The organism is Amycolatopsis sp. NBC_01480 (assembly GCF_036227205.1).
Lineage (GTDB): Bacteria > Actinomycetota > Actinomycetes > Mycobacteriales > Pseudonocardiaceae > Amycolatopsis.
Genome location: NZ_CP109442.1, coordinates 1,479,272 through 1,496,110 on the forward strand (window position 1 = coordinate 1,479,272; position 16,839 = coordinate 1,496,110).

Consider the following 16,839-nt stretch of genomic DNA (forward strand, 5'->3'; position numbering starts at 1 on the left):
TCTACACTGGCCGGGGGCAGGGTCCGTCCGGATCCCTCCAATCCCTCACGAGGAGATCGCGGGAACCATGGCGAACGGGACAACCAGGAAGAAGGGGACGCCCAACAAGGCGATGAAGGCGGCCAAAGCCCGCTCGGTCGTCGCCAAGAAGGGCACACCGTGGGGCACCATCGCCGGTGTGGTCCTGGTGGTCGCCCTCCTGGCTTCGGTGATCACCTATTACATGGTGAAGTCCGCACCGCAGCGTGACCAGAAGTCGCGTGACGAGGCCGCGGCCGCGTACGCGCCGAGCGCGTCCAACCCGGACCCGTCCAAGAAGATCCCCGGCGTGATCACCGCCAACTACGCCGGCTCGGTGCACATCCTGCCGACCGAGCGCGTGGCCTACGACCACTCCCCGCCCTTCGGCGGCCCGCACGACGGCTACTGGGCCGCCTGCAACGGCGTCGTCTACCCGAACGCGGTGCGCACCGAGAACATGGTGCACAGCCTGGAGCACGGCACCGTGTGGATCGCCTACAACCCGCAGCAGATCACCGGGGACCAGGTGTCCTTGCTGTCCGCTCGGGTCAAGGGCAAGCCGTACACGATGATGTCGCCGTACCCGGGCCTGGACAAGCCGATCTCGCTGCAGTCGTGGGGCCACCAGCTGAAGCTGGACAAGGCCGACGACCCGCGCATCGACGAGTTCATCGCCGCGCTGCGGACCAACCCGAACGGCGTGTACCCGGAAATCGGCGCGTCCTGCGACGCGCTCGGCCCCGGCCAGTTCGACCCGAGCAACCCGCCGCCGTTCGACCCGAGCAAGCCGGGCCCGGACGCGAAGCCGATGACCTACAAGGGCAGCACCGGTGCGCAGGGCGACGCCGGCACCGCTCCGGGCAGCTCGGGCATGCCGTCCAGCCCGCCGGCCGGGCAGTGATCGCTCAATGAGCTCGGAAACCGACCTCGAACCGGACCAGGCCGACGCCGTGGTGGCCGAGCGGCCGGCCTGGTCGCGCTGGGTGGTCATCGGCGGGACGCTGGTCGCCGTGCTGCTGATCGGCGCCGCCATCGGGATGTTCGCCACGCGGCTGACCGACGGCGACTCGGCGACCTTGTCGACGCCGGGCGCCGGCTCGGTCGAGGTCGGTTTCGCGCAGGACATGTCGGTGCACCACCTGCAGGCCGTCACGATGGCGAACTGGGCGCGCGACCACACCACGGACCCCGAGGTGAAGCAGCTCGCGTTCGACATCGAGAGCACGCAGACCGAGCAGGTCGGCCGGATGAAGGGCTGGCTCATGCTGTGGGACCAGCCCGAGCAGACCACCGGCGCGTACATGACCTGGATGACCGAGCCCATGGGCCACGCCGGCATGCAGATGCCGTCCAGCTCCCCGGCCGGCGGCGCGCCGATGCCCGGCATGGCCACCGACGAGGACCTGGCCAAGATGCGCACGCTTTCGGGCAAGGCGCTGGACATCGACTTCCTCCAGCTGATGCTGCGCCACCACCAGGGCGGCACGGCGATGGCGCAGTACGCGCAGGACCACTCGAGCCTGCCGGCGCTCAAGGCGCTCACCACGAGCATGCTGACCTCGCAGGGCGCCGAGATGGACCAGATGAAGCTGATGCTGCAGGCGCGGGGCGCGAAGCCGCTTCCCGCGCCTTGATCTGACACGCGAAAAGCGGGGCCGTCCGACGTCGGACGGCCCCGCTTTTCGCGTGCTACCAAGACATTTCTTGGCACCGTCTCGCACATTGGGGCGCTTCGACCTGCAGCGTGGCGTGCTTGATCGCGTAGCGCGCGGATAGCAGGTCCTGCGCCTCGGTGAGGACGGCCGACTGCTCGGCCTCCCCCTTGATCGTCAGGTGCGCCGAGGCGACCTCCATGCCGGAGGTCAGCGTCCAGACGTGCAGGTCGTGCACGTCCTCGACGCCGGGCAGCGCGGCCAGTTCGGTGCTGATCTCGCCGACGTCGACGCCCGTCGGGGCGTGCTGGAAGAGGATGCGCAGCGCGCGGCGGGCCAGCGTCCAGGTCCGGGGCAGCACGAACAGCCCGATCGCGACACCGATGATCGGGTCGGCGTACCGCCAGCCCGTGGTCAGCGTGATGGCGCCGCTGACCAGCACGCCGACCGAGCCGATCAGGTCGGCGAGCACTTCGAGGTACGCGCCGCGCACGTTCAGGCTTTCCTTGGCGCCTGAGCGAAGCATCAGGAACGACACGATGTTCGCGATCAGGCCGGCGCCCGCGGCGAGCATCACCGGCAGCCCGGCCACCTCCGGCGGGTCGCTGATCCGGCCGATCGCCTCCACCAGCACGTAACCGGCGACGCCGAACAGCAGCACGGCGTTCGCCAGCGCGGCCAGGACTTCCGCGCGGTACATGCCGAACGTGCGGCTGAGCGTCGGGCCGCTGCGCCGCGCCAGCAGGATCGCGGCCAGGGCCATGCCGACGCCGAGGACGTCGGTGAACATGTGCGCCGCGTCGGAGATCAGGGCGAGCGAACCGGTGGCGAAGCCGACCACGAACTCCAGCACCATGAACCCGGCGCCGATGAACAGCGAGATCAGCAGCGCGCGCACGTACCGCCCCGAGGCGCTGCCCGGCGCGACCGCCTGCCCGTGGCCATGTCCGTGGCCCATGTTCCGCCTCCCTGTCCGCGTCTCAGCCGAAATATATAGTCACATGCGCATATGTGCAATACAGGTAAGCCTAAGTTCACCTTAACGACCGGAGGGCGGACAGAACCATCCCCCGGGCGTGGGCTTCCCGGGGGATGGGACGAGCGGTCAGCGGAACAGGCGGAAGAACCCACGCACCTGCTGCACCAGCGATTCCGGCTGTTCCAGCGCGGCGAAGTGGCCGCCGTGCGGCATCTCTTCGAACCAGCGCAGGTCGGTGAACCGCTGCTCGGCCTCCCGCCGCGACGGGCGGGTGATCTCACGCGGGTAGATCGACAGCCCGGACGGCGCCGTGACCTGGGCCCGGAAGCTGCCGAAGCTCTCCCAGTACAGGCGCGCCGACGACGTGGCGGACGCGGTGAACCAGTACACCGAGATCGCGTCCAGGATCTTCTGGCGCGACAAGGCGTCCTCGGGATGGCCGTTGTTGTCCGTCCAGGCCCAGAACTTCTCGGCGATCCAGGCGGCCTGGCCGGCCGGGGAGTCGGTGAGGCCGTAGCCGAGCGTCTGCGGGCGGGTCGACTGCTGCCCCGAATAACCCCGGCCGGTGCGCCCGAACTCCTGCGCGGCTTCGAGGTTCGCCAGCTCCTCGGGCGTCGGGTCGTCGAATGTGCCCTGCGGCGCGGCCGCCATGTTCAGGTGCACGGCGGCGACCCGCTCGGGCGCCACCTCGCCCAGCGCGCCGGACACCGCCGAGCCCCAGTCGCCGCCCTGCGCGCCGTACCGCTCGTAGCCCAGCGAAACCATCAACGTGTCCCAGGCGCGCGCGATGCGCTCCACGCCCCACCCGGTCTCCGACGGCTTGTCACTCCAGCCGTACCCGGGCAGCGACGGCGCGACCACGTGGAATGCGTCCGCCGGGTCCCCGCCGTGCGCGCGCGGGTCGGTCAGCGGCCCGAGCACCTCCAGGAACTCCAGCACCGAACCCGGCCAGCCGTGCGTGATCACCAGGGGGAACGCGTCCGGCTCCGGCGAGCGGACGTGCAGGAAGTGGATGCCCAGCCCGTCGACGGTGTCGCGGTACTGCGGGAAGGCGTTCACCCGCTCGGCGAACCCGAAGTCGTAGTCCTCGGCCCAGCTGCGGCACAGCTCCTGCGCGTACGCCAGCGGCAGTCCCTGCGACCAGTCGTCCACCGGCTCGGCCTCGGGCCATCGCGTCCTTCGCAGCCGTTCCCGCAGATCCGCGATCTCGGCGTCGGTGATGCTGACCTCAAACGGCTCGGCGGCCACGGTGGCTCCCTTCCTCGGCAAGATCGACGTTAGCAGCGCCCCGGCGGGCCCGGCTCCGAAGATCAATCCGTGAGACCCCTCCTGTTGTCAGCCCCGGCGGCGGCATGCGCTAAGCTTCTCCAGTCGCGCAAGCGATGGTTTCGCCCTCGTAGCTCAGGGGATAGAGCACTGCCCTCCGGAGGCAGGTGTCGCAGGTTCGAATCCTGCCGAGGGCACTGCAAGGATGGGAACGGGAGAGGTGCCAGACATGGCATCGCTCCCGTTCTTTTTTGTCGCGTTTGCGCTGGTCTGGCGCTTCAACCGCAGGATGCCAGCCTCGTGAGCGGCATGCTGCGCTGCTGGCACCGTGGCTCCAGACAGAGTGGCCCTGCACTTGATCTGATTAGCGTCCTTGCGGTAGCGGAGTTCGAGCCACCGGGCTTCAAAGAGCCGTCGCGCGGTGTCTTCAGGTAGTTCCTCGACCAGGACCCTGCCTAGAGGTAGGGCGTCGAGCAGGTCGGGGTTGGGTGCCTGCTGGTTCTCCTCCTCACCTTCGGCGAGCACGTTCCTCGTTGATGTCGCGGACGAGGTCGTCAGTTGCCGAAGATGCGGATGGAAGGGAACTCGTTGAGCTTGTCGATGATCGCGTCTTCGCGGTGTCCGCCGATGTCCTGGGCTTCGAAGCTAGTCCTCCAGGGTGACGAGTGGTTCATGGACTGGCTGTGCGGACCAGATCCATTCCTCGATGGGGTTGGTGAGGATGTCGCGCACGTTCGAATAGGTCCAGCGGCCGACGGAGCGCTTCGGGTCGACAGGGATAGGTGGCGAGATCGAGGTTCCGCCGGTCCGCGATGGCCTGGTAGCCCAGGCGTTCGGTGATCCGCCAGTGGTAGGCGATGCGGACAGCGGGCGCCTGTGCGGGGACGACGTCGAGGGACGTCTTCTTGACTCCCTTGGCCCGCTTGGCGGGGACCAGGTGCGGGACGTGGCGAGCGCGGTAGCCGTAGCACGGTTTCCCGACGTTCTACCCCGCCTCGGCGTGGACGGCATAGCCGTCCCATGCCTTCTCCAGCATGTCGACGACGTAGAACTCGGCAATACTCTGCTTTACCCACCGGGTCAGCAAGAACGTAGCAACCTTGGGCTTACGACCGTCCACTGTGGTCAGATGAAAGGGCTCGTCGGCTGCCAGAATACGCACTCCTACGCGTTCGAAGCGATGCATGTGCCGGCCAGCACGTTCGATCGATTCACAGATGACGTGGTCGAATTGCTCGTGCGAGTGGCCGCCGCCGCGTGTGTCGAGGCCCATGCGCCCGGACTCGACATCGTAGAAGTGCGCAACGATCAGCCCGCCTTCAGGAAGCGCACGCTGGGACGAACCGAGTTGGCGAGGCAAGGACAGCGGGGCCCTGCATGTCGCGAGTGGACACCCGGCCCAGCCACGCGAACCGCAGCAGGGTCTTCCGCGCACGAGCATCAATCGACTCGCCACCCGCTTCCGCTGTGCCGTAAGGGCTTCTCGCCCGTCCTACGCCGCGTTGCCCAGCCCACGCGCGGACCTGCTCCAGACCCAAAAGCACGCGGCGGGCGGCAGTCGTAAGACTGTTAATAACCAACCAAGAATGCTGCAGAAACTTTCTTTGCGCCATTAGACTGATAATCTTCACGAATGGTACGTAATGGACTTGTTGTTGTGACGAAGCAGCGGCCGTCCACGATCAAACCTCCTGCACGATGTTCTGCCGTGCGAGGGGGCTTCTTCGGGGTTGTTTATGGTGCCTGGTCAAGGTCTTCTGGCGCGGTTTCATGCTGCACTCATGCGTGTCGAGGGGAAGACTGATGAGGCATAGATCTGCTGCGGCAGTAGCCGCTGTGACGCTGGGGGCACTGGTGGTCGCTGTACCGCACACCGCGTCCGCCGAGGTGCATACGGTGGCGCCGCCGTCGACGGTGTGGACGCCGCCCGCGACGGTGAATCACACCCCGACCGGCGGCCTGCCGCCGTCCGCGAACTGGTCTCCTGGGTGGAAGCCCGGTCTCGCCCCTGCGGCGGTGTCGTCGTGCGGGGCGAACGAGACCGGGCTGCTGCCGCAGTACCCGCTGGAGCGGTTCCCGATCTCGGACCGGATGGAAGCGCTGGTCAACACCCACGACGGGAACCTGACGATCACCCAGCGGCAGCTGACGATCCAGGGCACGGGTGAGAATCTGTCGCTGAGCCAGGTCTACAACAACCAGCGTCCGGGCAACGGCAGCTTCGGCACCGGCTGGACGCTCAGCCACGGCCAGGACATCGGCCTCACGTTCTCCGGCAGCGACGTCGTCGTGCACGGAGACTCCGGTTACTGCGCCACGTACAAGCACAACGCCGACGGCAGTTACGTCGAGGCGCCGGGCATGCACGCCGAGCTGTCCAAGGGGTCGGACGGCAAATACGCGCTGATCTTCGACAGCTCGAACGAGCGGTGGACGTTCAGCCCGGCGGGCTGGCTGCTGTCGCAGTCCGACCGCAACGGCAACAGCAACACCGCGCGCTACAACCCGGACGGCACCACCGCGTCGATCACCGACTCCCAGACCCGGGTGACGACATTCGGGTACCAGAACGGGCTGGTCTCGACGATCACCGACCCGACCGGCACCACTGCCGCGACCTACAGCTACAACACCGCCGGGCAGCTGCAGGACTTCACCGACCGCGCCGGCACCTCGATGCATCTGACCTGGTTCCCCTCCGGTGACCTGGCCACGATCCAGGACCCGGACAGCAAGACCTACAACTTCAGCTACGACGGCAACCACCGCGTGACGAAGGTGACCGTGCCCCAAAAGGCCGGCGACTCGGTCACCCAGTTCGGTTACAGCAGCGGGCAGACCACCGAGACCGACGCGAACTCGCACTCGGTGACCTACCACTACGACACCCAGGGCCGGCAGACCTCGGCCGTGGACGCGCTCGGCCATCAGCGGCAGCAACAGTGGACCGCCAACAGCGACGTCCAGACCACTATGGACGGTTTGAACAACACCACCACCAACCACTACGACCCGCTGAACAACCTCATCGGCACCGACCTTCCGACCGGCGCGAAAACCGGGGTCGGCTATACCGACGCGGCGCACCCGCACCTGCCCACCACGGTCACGGACCCGGCCGGGGACCAGGTCTCCCGCACCTACGACGACGCCGGGAACGTGAAGCTGGTCCACTCCGACGGGCTCAACGCCGACCTGCAGACCCTGACCTACTGGCAGCCACTCGGTCTGGTCCGGACCAGTGTCGATGGCAACGGGCACTCGACCACCTACGACTACGACAACGCCGGCAACCTCAAGCAGGTCACCCCGCCGACCCCGCTCGGGCCGACGACCTACACCTACGACTCGCTCTCGCGGGTCGCCACGGTCACCGACGGCCGCGGCATCGAGCTGGACTACAGCTACGACAAACTCGACCGCGTCGTCTCGGTGACCCGCCACCACACCAGCGGCCCCGACACCGTGCTGCAGACCTCGGCGTATGACAACAACGGCAGCCTCAAACGCCGCGAAACCGCCACCGCGGTCCACACCTTCACCTACGACACCGGCGGCCTGGTCCTCACCGACACCCGCACCGACAGCACCAGCCCGACGGAGAACATCACCTACGGCTACGACCCCGCGACCAACCTGACCAGTATGACCGACCCAGGTGGCCAGACGATCTACGGCTACGACCCCGCGAACCGGCTCACCTCGCTGACCGACCCGTTCGGGCAGACCACCGGCTTCGGCTACGACAACGCCGACCACCGCACCAGCGTCACCTGGCCCGGCGCCGGCAGCCAGACCAACGGCTACGACAACTCCGGCCGCCAGACCAGCCTGACCGTCAAGAACAGCAGCGGCACCCAGCTGTTGCAGACCACCTACAGCTTCACCCGCAGTGACGGCAAGGACTCCGATCAGATGCAGTCCAAGACCGACGCCTCCGGCACCACCACCTACGGCTACGACAGCCTGCAACGGCTGAAGACCGCCGGCTCGACCGCGTTCGACTACGACAACGCGTCGAACATGAAGCAACTCGGCGGCACCACATTCACCTTCAACGCCGCCGACGAACTCGTCAACGACGGCCGCACCCGCAGCTACGACACCGCCGGCAACCTCACCGGCGCCGACAACCCCACCGAAACCAACTACTACAGCGACACCAGCCAATACACCTCCGGCACCGACGCCGCCGGCGACAGCTTCACCGCCAGCTACGACACCCTCGACCAAACCCAACCCCACACACTCACCTACACCACCACCAACGGCACCACCACCGACCAGTTCACCACCACCGCCCTGGGCATGACCCAAGCCATCCACAATGGCGTCCGGACCAGCCTCGTGCGGGACCCCAAGGGCACCATCGTGACCGAGAAGGCCGGGGCCAACCGCTACAACCTGGTCACCGACTACCAGGGCAGCGTCGTCGGGCTGGTCTCCACCACCGGCGCCCTCGCCGCCACCTACAAATACGACCCCTACGGCGGCAGCACCGCCACCGGACCCTCAGCCGGGGACAACCCATTCCACTACCTCGGCCAATACCAATACGGCGTCGACATGCTCCTCGGCTACCGCTGGTACTTCCCCGGCTGGGGCCGCTACACCACCCCCGACCCCACCGGACAAGAAACCAACCACTACACCTACGCCAAAGACGACCCCATCAACAACAGCGATCCCGGTGGCGATTCGCTGCTGGGAGGAATCGGTAAACTGTTCATCGCCGCTGGAGCAGCTATCGTCGGGGGTACCGCAGTCGCCTCTGGTTGCACGGTCGGAGCTGTGACCGCTATCGGTTGCGTAGCCGGGATTGGTGCAGGTGTGGCTGCACTCGGTACCGGCCTGGTGGCTATCAATGAGGCCAATAAAGAATTTAAATCGAAAGACTAAACTATCAGCAAGGAGAATAATGGAGAAGAGTAGCATCGGTTTACTAGCAGGTATCATCGGTGCAATTCTGGCAATCCTCGCTGCCGCCTTCGTCTTCTTGCAGTATGATCCAAAATTCGGCGAGACTCTAAATGTGATAGCAATCGCCATGATAATTGCTGGCGTTGTAATATTTTTAATCGCGTCAGCGATCCTGGCGAAGAAGAATAGAAATAGAAAATAGCATGAAATGGCGATAACCTGGCCAATCGGAGGTTGGGTTGCATTATTATGGTGCAGGCCTCCCTGATTGGCATTTCACCAGCGGGGCTGGTAGTGACCGTCGCCGGCGGATTGAGTCTCGGACAACGCGCTCGCAGGAACTCTCGTCGGCGGCGCCGTCGACCTCATCGTCAGCGCCGGCCCGCTGAGCCCTCTGGGTTGCGCTGTCATCGGAGGCTTGCATCGGTGGGCTCGCCGCTGCAGCCCTTGACCATGTGAACTTGACAGCAGGATGCGGCATCGGAGCCACTACGGGCGTTGCGAGCAGAGGCTCGGAAGCCTGGGTAAGGCTGTGGGATCGCCCTTTAACAAATAGATTAGTTATGGCTCTTCAGCGGGCGTGCGAGAACGCAATCTGACACGTCCGCCGCAGTTTTGGATCGACCATCAGGAGTAGTGATCGAGTGGCAAGAGAAAAAAAGTTCACATGGTGGCCGGTCGCGTCCCTCGCCATCTTGGCTGTCGCCTCCATATGCATACCGCTTACCGTGCCAGGGGCAGAATTTATGCAGTATGTTGCGATTGGATTATTTGTTGGAGCAGTTTCCGCGTGGGCGGGATCCTTCTTCAACAGGGGTCGAACGTAAATCAAGAAATCGATCTTACAAGCAGACCTCGCGCCCGCAGCGGAGAACGCTCCGCAAACGGCGGAATGCCTACGCGGTCATTCTCCGGAAACGCACGCTGCGCAGCGTGCAGCACCGCCACCGGGCACTCGGCCGGTGACAACCCGTTCCGCTGCCGCGTGGGGGCAATCGGAGGCACCCTGGGCGGTGGTTGCGGGATCGCCGTCTTGCCGGCATCGGCCGCGACTTCAAGGCTGCGCACAATGCGCTTGCCCCAGACTTCGGCATCGGCGTCGGCGGGGTTCTCCGCGAACCACAGCAGTAATTCTCCCGCAGTAGCACCGACATCGCTGGGTTGCACAGAAGGCGCTGGAAGATCTCGTCGCGCCACTGCGTTCCACCCGCCCCGTGTCCAGAGCAGGTCACGCATTCCCGAACAGCCGGTCCAGATGCACGTCGATCGCGGCGAGTGCGGCCTGGGGCTTGATCACGTCGAGTTCGATCAGGGGGGTGAAGCCGGTGAAGGCGAGGAGCAGGTTGGTCTCGGTCGCCGGGTCGTGGGCGGAGTCGATGTGCCCGTCGGCGATTGCCTGGCGGACCAACTGCTCGACGTGGGCCCGCCCTTGGACGAGGCCGCGGCGCGCCTGCTCGTGCACGGCCTCGTCGTGCAGCGCCTCCAGGACGTAGGCGGCGCTCATCCGGCTGGTCGCGCGGGCGTCGGCGTGCAGGGGGAGCATTTCCGCGAGCGTCAGTCGCAGTACGTCACGGGGGTGCGGACGGTCACCGAGCTTTTCGAGCCCCTCGAGTACGCGCACCGAGGTCTGCTCGGACGCGAAATCCATGGCGAAGGAGAGCATCGCGGTCCTGGAGGCGAAGTAGTGCTGCAGCTGCCCGAGTGACATGCCCGCTTCCTGCCCCACCACGCGCATCGTCAGCTGGGTGACGCCGCGCTGCTCCACCACCCGCCACAGTGCGCGGGCGATCGCTTCGCGGCGTCCGCGGTGATCCACCTGCTTCGGCATCGCCGGCCCTCCTCGCAACCCGGGATTGTTTCAATACAGTTGACATAATACACCTGACCCATAATCCTGGGCCCACTCGAGGGAGGGAGTCGTCATGTCCGAACAGCCCAAGGTACGGACCACGGAAGGCGTGGTGCAGGGTCTCCGGCGGCAGGGGCACGCGGTGTTCCGCGGCATCCCCTACGCCCAGCCCCCGGTCGGAGCACTCCGCTTCGCCGCGCCCGCGCCGCCGCGCAGCTGGGAGGGGATAAGGCCGGCGGTCGAGTTCGGCTCCGTGGTGCCGCTGTCCCTGCCGATCGACGTGCCCCCGCGGGGCACCGACTGGCTGACGCTCAACGTCGGCACCCCGGACCCCGGCGCGGCGGGACTGCCGGTGCTGGTGTGGATTCCCGTGGGCGGCTACCTCTCGGCGGCGTCGAGCGACCCGATGTTCGACCCGGCCGCGCTGGCCGAGGCGGGACTCGTCGTGGTGACCATCAACTGCCGCGTGGGCGCGGAGGGGTTCGCATTCCTCGAGGACGTGCCGCCCAACCGCGGATTCCTCGACCAGATCGCGGCGCTGGAATGGGTGCAGCGCAACATCGCCGCCTTCGGAGGCGACCCCGGCCGGGTCACCGTGGGCGGGGTATCCGCCGGGGCGGGCTCGGTCGCCGCCCTGCTGACGATGAAGCCGGCGCGCGGCCTGTTCCGGCGGGCCATCGCCCATTCGGTGCCGGGGCTGTACAGCACCCCCGCGCTGGCCCGGCAGGTCACCGCCGCGTTCGCGGACCGGCTCGGCGCGGCGGCCCCCACCGCCGAGGCCCTGCGCGACATCGACCCGTGGCACCTGGCCGCCGAGCTCACCTCCTTCAACGCCGGCCTCCACGCGCACCGGGAGAGCTGGGGACGCCTCACGGCGGCCGGCACCGCGCTGTGCCCCGTCGTCGACGGCGAGGTCCTCCGGGAAACGCCTTGGCCCGCGCTGACCGGCACCCGCGCGAGCGGGACCGAACTGCTCGTCGGCCACACCCGGGACAAATTCCGGTACTTCAGCGTCATGAGCGGACGGCACGGCACCTTCACCGAGGCGGACGCCCACGAAGCCCTGGAACTGCTCGCCCCGCAGCCGGACGGCGCGCGGGCCTACCGTGCCGCGTTCCCGCAGGCAGGCCCGGAGGAGCTGGTGGAGACGGTGTACTCCGACGCCCTCTTCCGCATGCCGTCACAGAAGCTGGCCGAGGCGAACGCCGCAGCCGGCGGCACCTCGTACCTGTTCGAACTGCGCTGGGTCGCCCCGGCCCTCGGCGGCATCCTGGGCGCCTGCCACAGCCTCGACGTGCCCCTGGCGTTCGGCACGCTGGACAGCCCCGCCGGCACCCAGCTCATCGGCGAGGAGCCCACGCCGGAGGCCGTCGCGCTCTCCCGCGAACTCCAGGAGGCCTGGGTCCATTTCGTCACCACCGGCAACGCGGGTTGGTCCGCCCACCGGCCCGACCGGCACCTCACCCGCGTCCTGGACACCGAGTCGAAGACTCTGCCGTACCCCGAACAGGCATCCCGCCGGATCTGGGAAGGCCACTCCCCTGCCCCCTTCGATCTCTCGTAATCGTCCGGGCCGGCTCCTGCGCCTGCGACGCCGCCACTCGCCTGCCCCGTCGCACGCTCCGCGACCACCGTGGTCCGCGGCGCACCGGACCAGTTCAGCGACGCCTTCCAGACCCTGAACAACTGGATCACGCGTGCCCAGGCCACAGCGTTCGATCGCGAGGTCTACATCGACTGCGCCTCCACTGGGCTACTCGCGACTCTGCGGTTCATCCCAGTTGCAAGCCCAACACACGCTTCCGCAGCCGAACGTACGTGCAGGCGCCCGCTCCTTTAAACCGCCTGGAGATGCTCGTCCACGCTCGGCTCGCCGTCGCCGGATCTGGTGCCGCACAAGGGGAATCGGCGGCCAGGCAGGATCGAGTTCACGGCTGCCGGAGGTCCGACGCCTGCTCATCAGGCTGGTTCTGCGGGTCGTCCCGGCCAGGTCTGGCCGCGGTCGTCAGCGCTTGTGCGCCCAGGCTGCGGCCAGGCAGTAGGCGCCGAACGCCGCGAGGCCGAACGCCACCACGGCCAGCAACACGGTGCCGAAGGGCTGCGCGGCGAGTGTCCTGAGGGCGGCGTCCAGCCCGCCGGCCTTGTTCGCGTCGGCGTTGAAGCCGGCGTAGCCCAGCAGGATCGCGATCACCGCGAAGACGACGCCCTTGGCCAGGTACCCGGTGGTGCCGAGCCAGCCGACCCATCGCTTCGTCTTTCCGGGCAGCCCGGCGGGGTCGAGGTCTTCGAGGAAACTCTGCTTCACGCCCTTGACGCCGGCGGCGATGGCCACCCCGAGCACGGCGACCGCGGCGACCACCACCAGTGCCGGGCCGGCGGGCAGCCGGAGCAGCTTGGCGGTGAACTCCTGCTGGGTCTGGTCACTCGAGCCCCCGCTGCCGGTACCGGTGGCGATCCTGAAGGCACTGACGCCGAGCGCGATCACGACAACCCCGCGGGCGCCGGCGCCGAGCCGTTTGCGCGTCCGCTTCCCGCCGCTGGTCCAGGTGTAGCCGGTGGCGGCCATCAGGAACTGCCACAGCCCGAACGCGACCAGGCCGAGGGCGAGGACCCAGAGCATGACCTGCCCGAACGCCGTCGAGCCGACCTGCTCCAGTGCGCCCTTCTGGTCGGCCTGCTCCCCGCCCCCGCCGAAGGCGACCTGCAGGGCGAGATAGGCGAGGACGAGGTGCACGACGCCGTAGCAGGCCATCCCCGCCCTGCCGAGAAGCTGTGCGGTGTCGGTCTTCTCGCCTCGAGCGACCGTGCCCGTTATGCGGTTCATACCTCCTCAGGTACCCACAACGGATCGCGCGCCGCTGGGCCGTGCGGCGTAATTCGCCGTGGCAGTGAGACGACCGCAGGCGCACCCGGGCTGGTTGCTCGACGAAACCGAACCCGGCATCCCGGCCCGAGTCTCAGCACACGGCCCGCGCCACGAGCAACAGGTCGATCAGCTCGCGGACCGCATCGGCAGAGCAGCGCCGGCAGGCGTGGCGGCGGGCGCGCTGTTCGCGCTCGGGTGGTGCCTCACGTCGTGGATTGCGGTGGCGGGCCTGATCGTCGGCATCGTGGTGTACGCGGTGGCGCGGCTGCCGACATCCACGCTGCCTTTCCGGTGCGACAACGTGAGGTCGGCCAACCCCAACTACGCGAAGAACAGCGACTGCGTCTTCGATGGCGCAACCGGGTGGTTCACCATGAAGATTTCAAACCCGGGAATCACTGAATCGGCCCAGTTCATCTGGGATGCCCGGAACAACATCACCAGCATCTACCCGGGTATTCAAGGAAAGTACGTTCCCGGGCAGCAGGGCTACCGCCGAATCCGACGTCGTCGGGCTAGCCGCGAGCGACCTCGGCGGTGTGCGCCGGGAGGTAGCGCTCGCCCGTCACCTGGTCGCTCAGCGGGTCCAGCGCGGCCAGTGCCTCGGTGTCCAGGGTGAGGTCCAGCGCGGCCGCGTTCTGCTCCAGCCGGGCCGGGCTGCGGGTGCCCGGAATGGTCGCCACGGCCACGTCGAGCCGCTCGGCCTGGGCGTGCACCCAGGCCAGCGCCACCTGGGCCGGGGTGGCACCCAGCCGATCGGCCACCTCGCGCACGGTCTGCGCGATCTTCTCGTTGGCCTCGCCCGCCTCGCCGGCGAAGCGGGGGTTGGTGCGCCGGAAATCCTTCTCGCCCAACGTGGAGCGGTCCAGGGTGCCGGTCAGGAACCCCCGTCCCAACGGCGAGTACGGCACCAGCCCGACCCCCAGCTCGGCCATCACCGGGGTCACCGCCTCGACGTCGCGGGTCCACAGCGAGTACTCGCTCTGCACCGCGGTGATCGGGTGCACCGAGTGGGCCCGGCGCAGCAGCTCGCCGTCGACCTCGGACAGGCCCAGATGGCGGACCTTGCCCGCCTCGACCAGCTCGGCCATCGCCCCGACGGTCTCCTCGATCTCCACGTCCTGGGGCGGGCGGTGGGCGTAGTACAGGTCGATCACCTCGACCCCCAGCCGCAGCAGCGAGGCGTCGCAAGAGCGCAGGACGTAGTCCCGGGCACCGCGGATACGGCGGGCGCGGTCGCCGGCGCTGCGGTCGATGCCGAATTTGGTGGCCAGCTGCACCTGGTCCCGGCGCCCGTGGATGGCCCGGCCCACCAGCACCTCGTTGTGCCCGGCGCCGTAGGCGTCGGCGGTGTCCAGGAACGTGACGCCCAGCTCCAGGGCCCGGCCGATGGTGGCCAGGCCGCCGTCCCAGTCGGCGGCGCCGTAGCTCTCGCTCATCCCCATGCACCCCAGGCCCATCGCGCTGACGGTGAGACCGGGCGAGCCGAGCGTGGTTCGGGTGATCATGTGCGGATACTCCTCCTGCCCGGCGGACCGGGCGGTACCTCGATGGCTGACGAACACCGCCGACGCTAGGAGCTGGAGCGCGCTCCAGGTCAAGTCGGACGACCAGGACGGGGCCAGCCCTATTCCCGCTCGTCTGCCCAGCCATCCGGATTCCCTTGCGGGACCGCGGGTTTGACGGCGCGGATGATCGCGGAGAGCAGCTGATCCCCGGCCGGATGAGTCGGACGGATCTCCACGCCGGCAAACCCGGCCGCGTCGAGCAGGGACCGGTACTCGACTTGGGTGAGGGCGCCGGCGAGGCATTCGACGTGCCCGGCGCGCCGGGCACGGTCGGCGTCGGTGAGGGTGTCGGCGGCGAGGATGTCGGTGATCCCGATCCGGCCGCCGGGTCGCAGGACGCGGGCGATCTCGGTGAACACCGCGGCCTTGTCGACGGACAGGGCGATGACGCAGTTGGAGATCACCACGTCCACCGAGTTGCCGGGCAGTGGAATGTCTTCGATCCGCCCGGCGAGGAACTCGACGTTGGTCGCGCCGGCTCGGGCGGCGTGGTCCTGGGCGAGGGTGAGCATCTCCTCGGTCATGTCCAATCCGATGGCCTTACCGGCCGGGCCGACCCGGCGCGCCGAGAGCAGAACATCGAGGCCGCCACCGGAGCCGAGGTCCAGCACAGTGTCACCGGGCCGCAGGTCGGCGACCTCGACGGGATTGCCGCAGCCCAAGCTCGCTGCCACGGCACCGTCGGGCACCTCAACGTCCGGCTCGTAGTGGGCGCCGCCGAATCGGTCACCGTCCTCGGGGCCGGCGGCGAGTCCGGCTTCCTGGCCGGCGGACAGACGTCGGGCGGCGGCGGCGTAACGCTGCCGCACCTGCTCAACCTCATCGGCCGACTCACCCCCGGTCACGACGTCACCTCGTCCGCCGGGGCCGCGCAGCCGGCGGCGGCTGCGTCGAACGCGGTGACCGGGCGGCCCATGACGACGTCGGCGGCCGACGGGAAGCAGCTGACGCAGCGTTGGTTGACCTGGTAGAGCCGGGCGGTCCCGCGCGGCTCTACCAGCACGAAGCGGGCGTCGGTGAGGACCTTCAGATGCGCCGAAACGGTCGACTGCCCCACGGCGACCTGCTCGACGATCTGGCCGACGGTCATCGGTGCGCCGGGCGCGGCGAGCAGGTTCAGGATCTGGACCCTGGTCGGGTCGGCCAGCGCGCGGAACCATCCCGCGTAGGTCTCGGCGAGTTCACGATCAAGCACGAGAATCCCCTTCCATCGTTCATCGACGATAAACGATGGAAGGGGTTCCGGGAAGGCGCCGGCGCTGCCCGTCAGCGGGCGACCGGCACGAGTTCCGCGAGCAGGACGCGGACGCGCCGGTCGATCTCGTCGCGGATCGGGCGCACCGCGTCGATGCCCTGGCCCGCCGGGTCGTCGAGCTGCCAGTCGAGGTAGCGCTTGCCGGGGAAGACCGGGCAGGCGTCGCCGCAGCCCATGGTGATCACCACGTCGGACGCCTGGACGGCCTCGGTGGTCAGCGGTTTGGGGAACTCCCGGCTCAGGTCCAGTCCGAGTTCGTCCATCACGGCCACGACCGCGGGGTTGATCGAGCCGGCCGGAGCGGATCCGGCCGAGCGCACTACGACGCGGCCTTGGCCGTGGTGGTTCAGCAGGGCGGCGGCCATCTGGGAGCGGCCGGCGTTGTGCACGCAGACGAACAGCACCTCAGGCAGGTCGGACACGGCGGCTCCTTGGTTCTCGGCGGTGGCATCGAGCTGCTCGT

15 protein-coding genes and 1 tRNA gene are annotated in these 16,839 nt (G+C 68.1%); 6 read left to right on the plus strand and 10 right to left on the minus strand.

Features of this window, described 5'->3' with window-relative positions:
* Positions 1-67: 67 nt before the first annotated feature.
* Both OG371_RS06890 and OG371_RS06895 read left to right on the plus strand, forming a co-directional pair.
* Positions 68-922: a DUF3105 domain-containing protein gene (locus OG371_RS06890; RefSeq protein WP_442876085.1), complete on the plus strand. Its 855-nt coding sequence runs from the start codon at positions 68-70 to the stop codon at positions 920-922.
* Between the two features lie 7 nt (positions 923-929).
* Entirely contained in the window at positions 930-1,655 is a 726-nt protein-coding gene (locus OG371_RS06895; RefSeq protein WP_329066710.1) for a DUF305 domain-containing protein, read from the plus strand.
* Between the two features lie 55 nt (positions 1,656-1,710).
* On the opposite strand, the gene OG371_RS06900 is transcribed toward OG371_RS06895, so the two are convergent.
* Together OG371_RS06900 and OG371_RS06905 are read right to left on the minus strand one after the other, a co-directional pair.
* Complete coding sequence (locus tag OG371_RS06900) at positions 1,711-2,631, minus strand: cation diffusion facilitator family transporter (protein ID WP_329066712.1); 921 nt, start codon at positions 2,629-2,631, stop codon at positions 1,711-1,713.
* A gap of 147 nt (positions 2,632-2,778) precedes the next feature.
* Entirely contained in the window at positions 2,779-3,900 is a 1,122-nt protein-coding gene (locus tag OG371_RS06905) for an epoxide hydrolase family protein (RefSeq protein WP_329066714.1), read from the minus strand.
* 142 nt (positions 3,901-4,042) lie between these two features.
* Between OG371_RS06905 and OG371_RS06910 the strand changes: the two genes are divergently transcribed.
* Positions 4,043-4,115, plus strand: a tRNA-Arg gene (locus OG371_RS06910).
* Between the two features lie 788 nt (positions 4,116-4,903).
* Here OG371_RS06910 and OG371_RS06915 read toward each other — a convergent pair.
* Complete coding sequence (locus OG371_RS06915; RefSeq protein WP_329066716.1) at positions 4,904-5,191, minus strand: hypothetical protein; 288 nt, start codon at positions 5,189-5,191, stop codon at positions 4,904-4,906.
* 563 nt (positions 5,192-5,754) lie between these two features.
* Between OG371_RS06915 and OG371_RS06920 the strand changes: the two genes are divergently transcribed.
* A complete protein-coding gene (locus OG371_RS06920) occupies positions 5,755-8,817 on the plus strand; it encodes an RHS repeat-associated core domain-containing protein (protein ID WP_329066720.1) in 3,063 nt (1,020 codons plus the stop codon).
* Between the two features lie 19 nt (positions 8,818-8,836).
* Positions 8,837-9,040, plus strand: a complete 204-nt coding sequence (locus tag OG371_RS06925; protein ID WP_329066722.1) for a hypothetical protein — start codon at positions 8,837-8,839, stop codon at positions 9,038-9,040.
* Between the two features lie 626 nt (positions 9,041-9,666).
* Here OG371_RS06925 and OG371_RS06930 read toward each other — a convergent pair.
* Positions 9,667-10,074 carry a hypothetical protein gene (locus OG371_RS06930; protein ID WP_329066725.1) on the minus strand — a complete coding sequence of 136 codons (408 nt, stop codon included), beginning with the start codon at positions 10,072-10,074 and terminating at the stop codon, positions 9,667-9,669.
* Positions 10,067-10,666: a TetR/AcrR family transcriptional regulator gene (locus tag OG371_RS06935; RefSeq protein WP_329066727.1), complete on the minus strand. Its 600-nt coding sequence runs from the start codon at positions 10,664-10,666 to the stop codon at positions 10,067-10,069. The genes OG371_RS06930 and OG371_RS06935 overlap by 8 nt, the downstream gene beginning before the upstream one ends.
* A gap of 94 nt (positions 10,667-10,760) precedes the next feature.
* On the opposite strand from OG371_RS06935, the gene OG371_RS06940 reads away from it, so the two are divergent.
* The gene (locus OG371_RS06940) at positions 10,761-12,251 is read left to right on the plus strand and encodes a carboxylesterase/lipase family protein (protein WP_329066729.1); all 1,491 of its coding nucleotides are present in this window, start codon (positions 10,761-10,763) and stop codon (positions 12,249-12,251) included.
* Between the two features lie 441 nt (positions 12,252-12,692).
* Here the strand turns inward: OG371_RS06940 and OG371_RS06945 are convergent, their stop codons facing one another.
* From OG371_RS06945 to OG371_RS06965, 5 genes are all read right to left on the minus strand, one after another.
* Positions 12,693-13,511 (minus strand): DUF1206 domain-containing protein, encoded by an 819-nt coding sequence (locus OG371_RS06945; RefSeq protein ID WP_329066731.1) that lies wholly within the window; start codon positions 13,509-13,511, stop codon positions 12,693-12,695.
* A gap of 557 nt (positions 13,512-14,068) precedes the next feature.
* A complete protein-coding gene (locus OG371_RS06950) occupies positions 14,069-15,061 on the minus strand; it encodes an aldo/keto reductase (RefSeq protein WP_329066733.1) in 993 nt (330 codons plus the stop codon).
* Positions 15,062-15,180: 119 nt separating this feature from the next.
* A complete protein-coding gene (locus tag OG371_RS06955; protein WP_329066735.1) occupies positions 15,181-15,966 on the minus strand; it encodes a methyltransferase domain-containing protein in 786 nt (261 codons plus the stop codon).
* A complete protein-coding gene (locus tag OG371_RS06960) occupies positions 15,963-16,316 on the minus strand; it encodes an ArsR/SmtB family transcription factor (protein WP_329066737.1) in 354 nt (117 codons plus the stop codon). Before OG371_RS06960 ends, OG371_RS06955 begins: the two co-directional genes overlap by 4 nt.
* A gap of 71 nt (positions 16,317-16,387) precedes the next feature.
* Complete coding sequence (locus OG371_RS06965) at positions 16,388-16,798, minus strand: arsenate reductase ArsC (protein WP_329072923.1); 411 nt, start codon at positions 16,796-16,798, stop codon at positions 16,388-16,390.
* Between the last annotated feature and the right edge of the window lie 41 nt (positions 16,799-16,839).

Bases quoted from the DNA above. Each gene is read 5' to 3' on its own strand.
- OG371_RS06940 (WP_329066729.1), top strand. From the start codon at position 10,761: ATGTCCGAACAGCCCAAGGTACGGACCACGGAAGGCGTGGTGCAGGGT.
- OG371_RS06915 (WP_329066716.1), bottom strand. From the start codon at position 5,191: ATGGGCCTCGACACACGCGGCGGCGGCCACTCGCACGAGCAATTCGAC.
- OG371_RS06935 (WP_329066727.1), bottom strand. From the start codon at position 10,666: ATGCCGAAGCAGGTGGATCACCGCGGACGCCGCGAAGCGATCGCCCGC.
- OG371_RS06950 (WP_329066733.1), bottom strand. From the start codon at position 15,061: ATGATCACCCGAACCACGCTCGGCTCGCCCGGTCTCACCGTCAGCGCG.
- OG371_RS06890 (WP_442876085.1), top strand. From the start codon at position 68: ATGGCGAACGGGACAACCAGGAAGAAGGGGACGCCCAACAAGGCGATG.
- OG371_RS06945 (WP_329066731.1), bottom strand. From the start codon at position 13,511: ATGAACCGCATAACGGGCACGGTCGCTCGAGGCGAGAAGACCGACACC.
- OG371_RS06895 (WP_329066710.1), top strand. From the start codon at position 930: ATGAGCTCGGAAACCGACCTCGAACCGGACCAGGCCGACGCCGTGGTG.
- OG371_RS06900 (WP_329066712.1), bottom strand. From the start codon at position 2,631: ATGGGCCACGGACATGGCCACGGGCAGGCGGTCGCGCCGGGCAGCGCC.
- OG371_RS06925 (WP_329066722.1), top strand. From the start codon at position 8,837: ATGGAGAAGAGTAGCATCGGTTTACTAGCAGGTATCATCGGTGCAATT.
- OG371_RS06930 (WP_329066725.1), bottom strand. From the start codon at position 10,074: ATGCGTGACCTGCTCTGGACACGGGGCGGGTGGAACGCAGTGGCGCGA.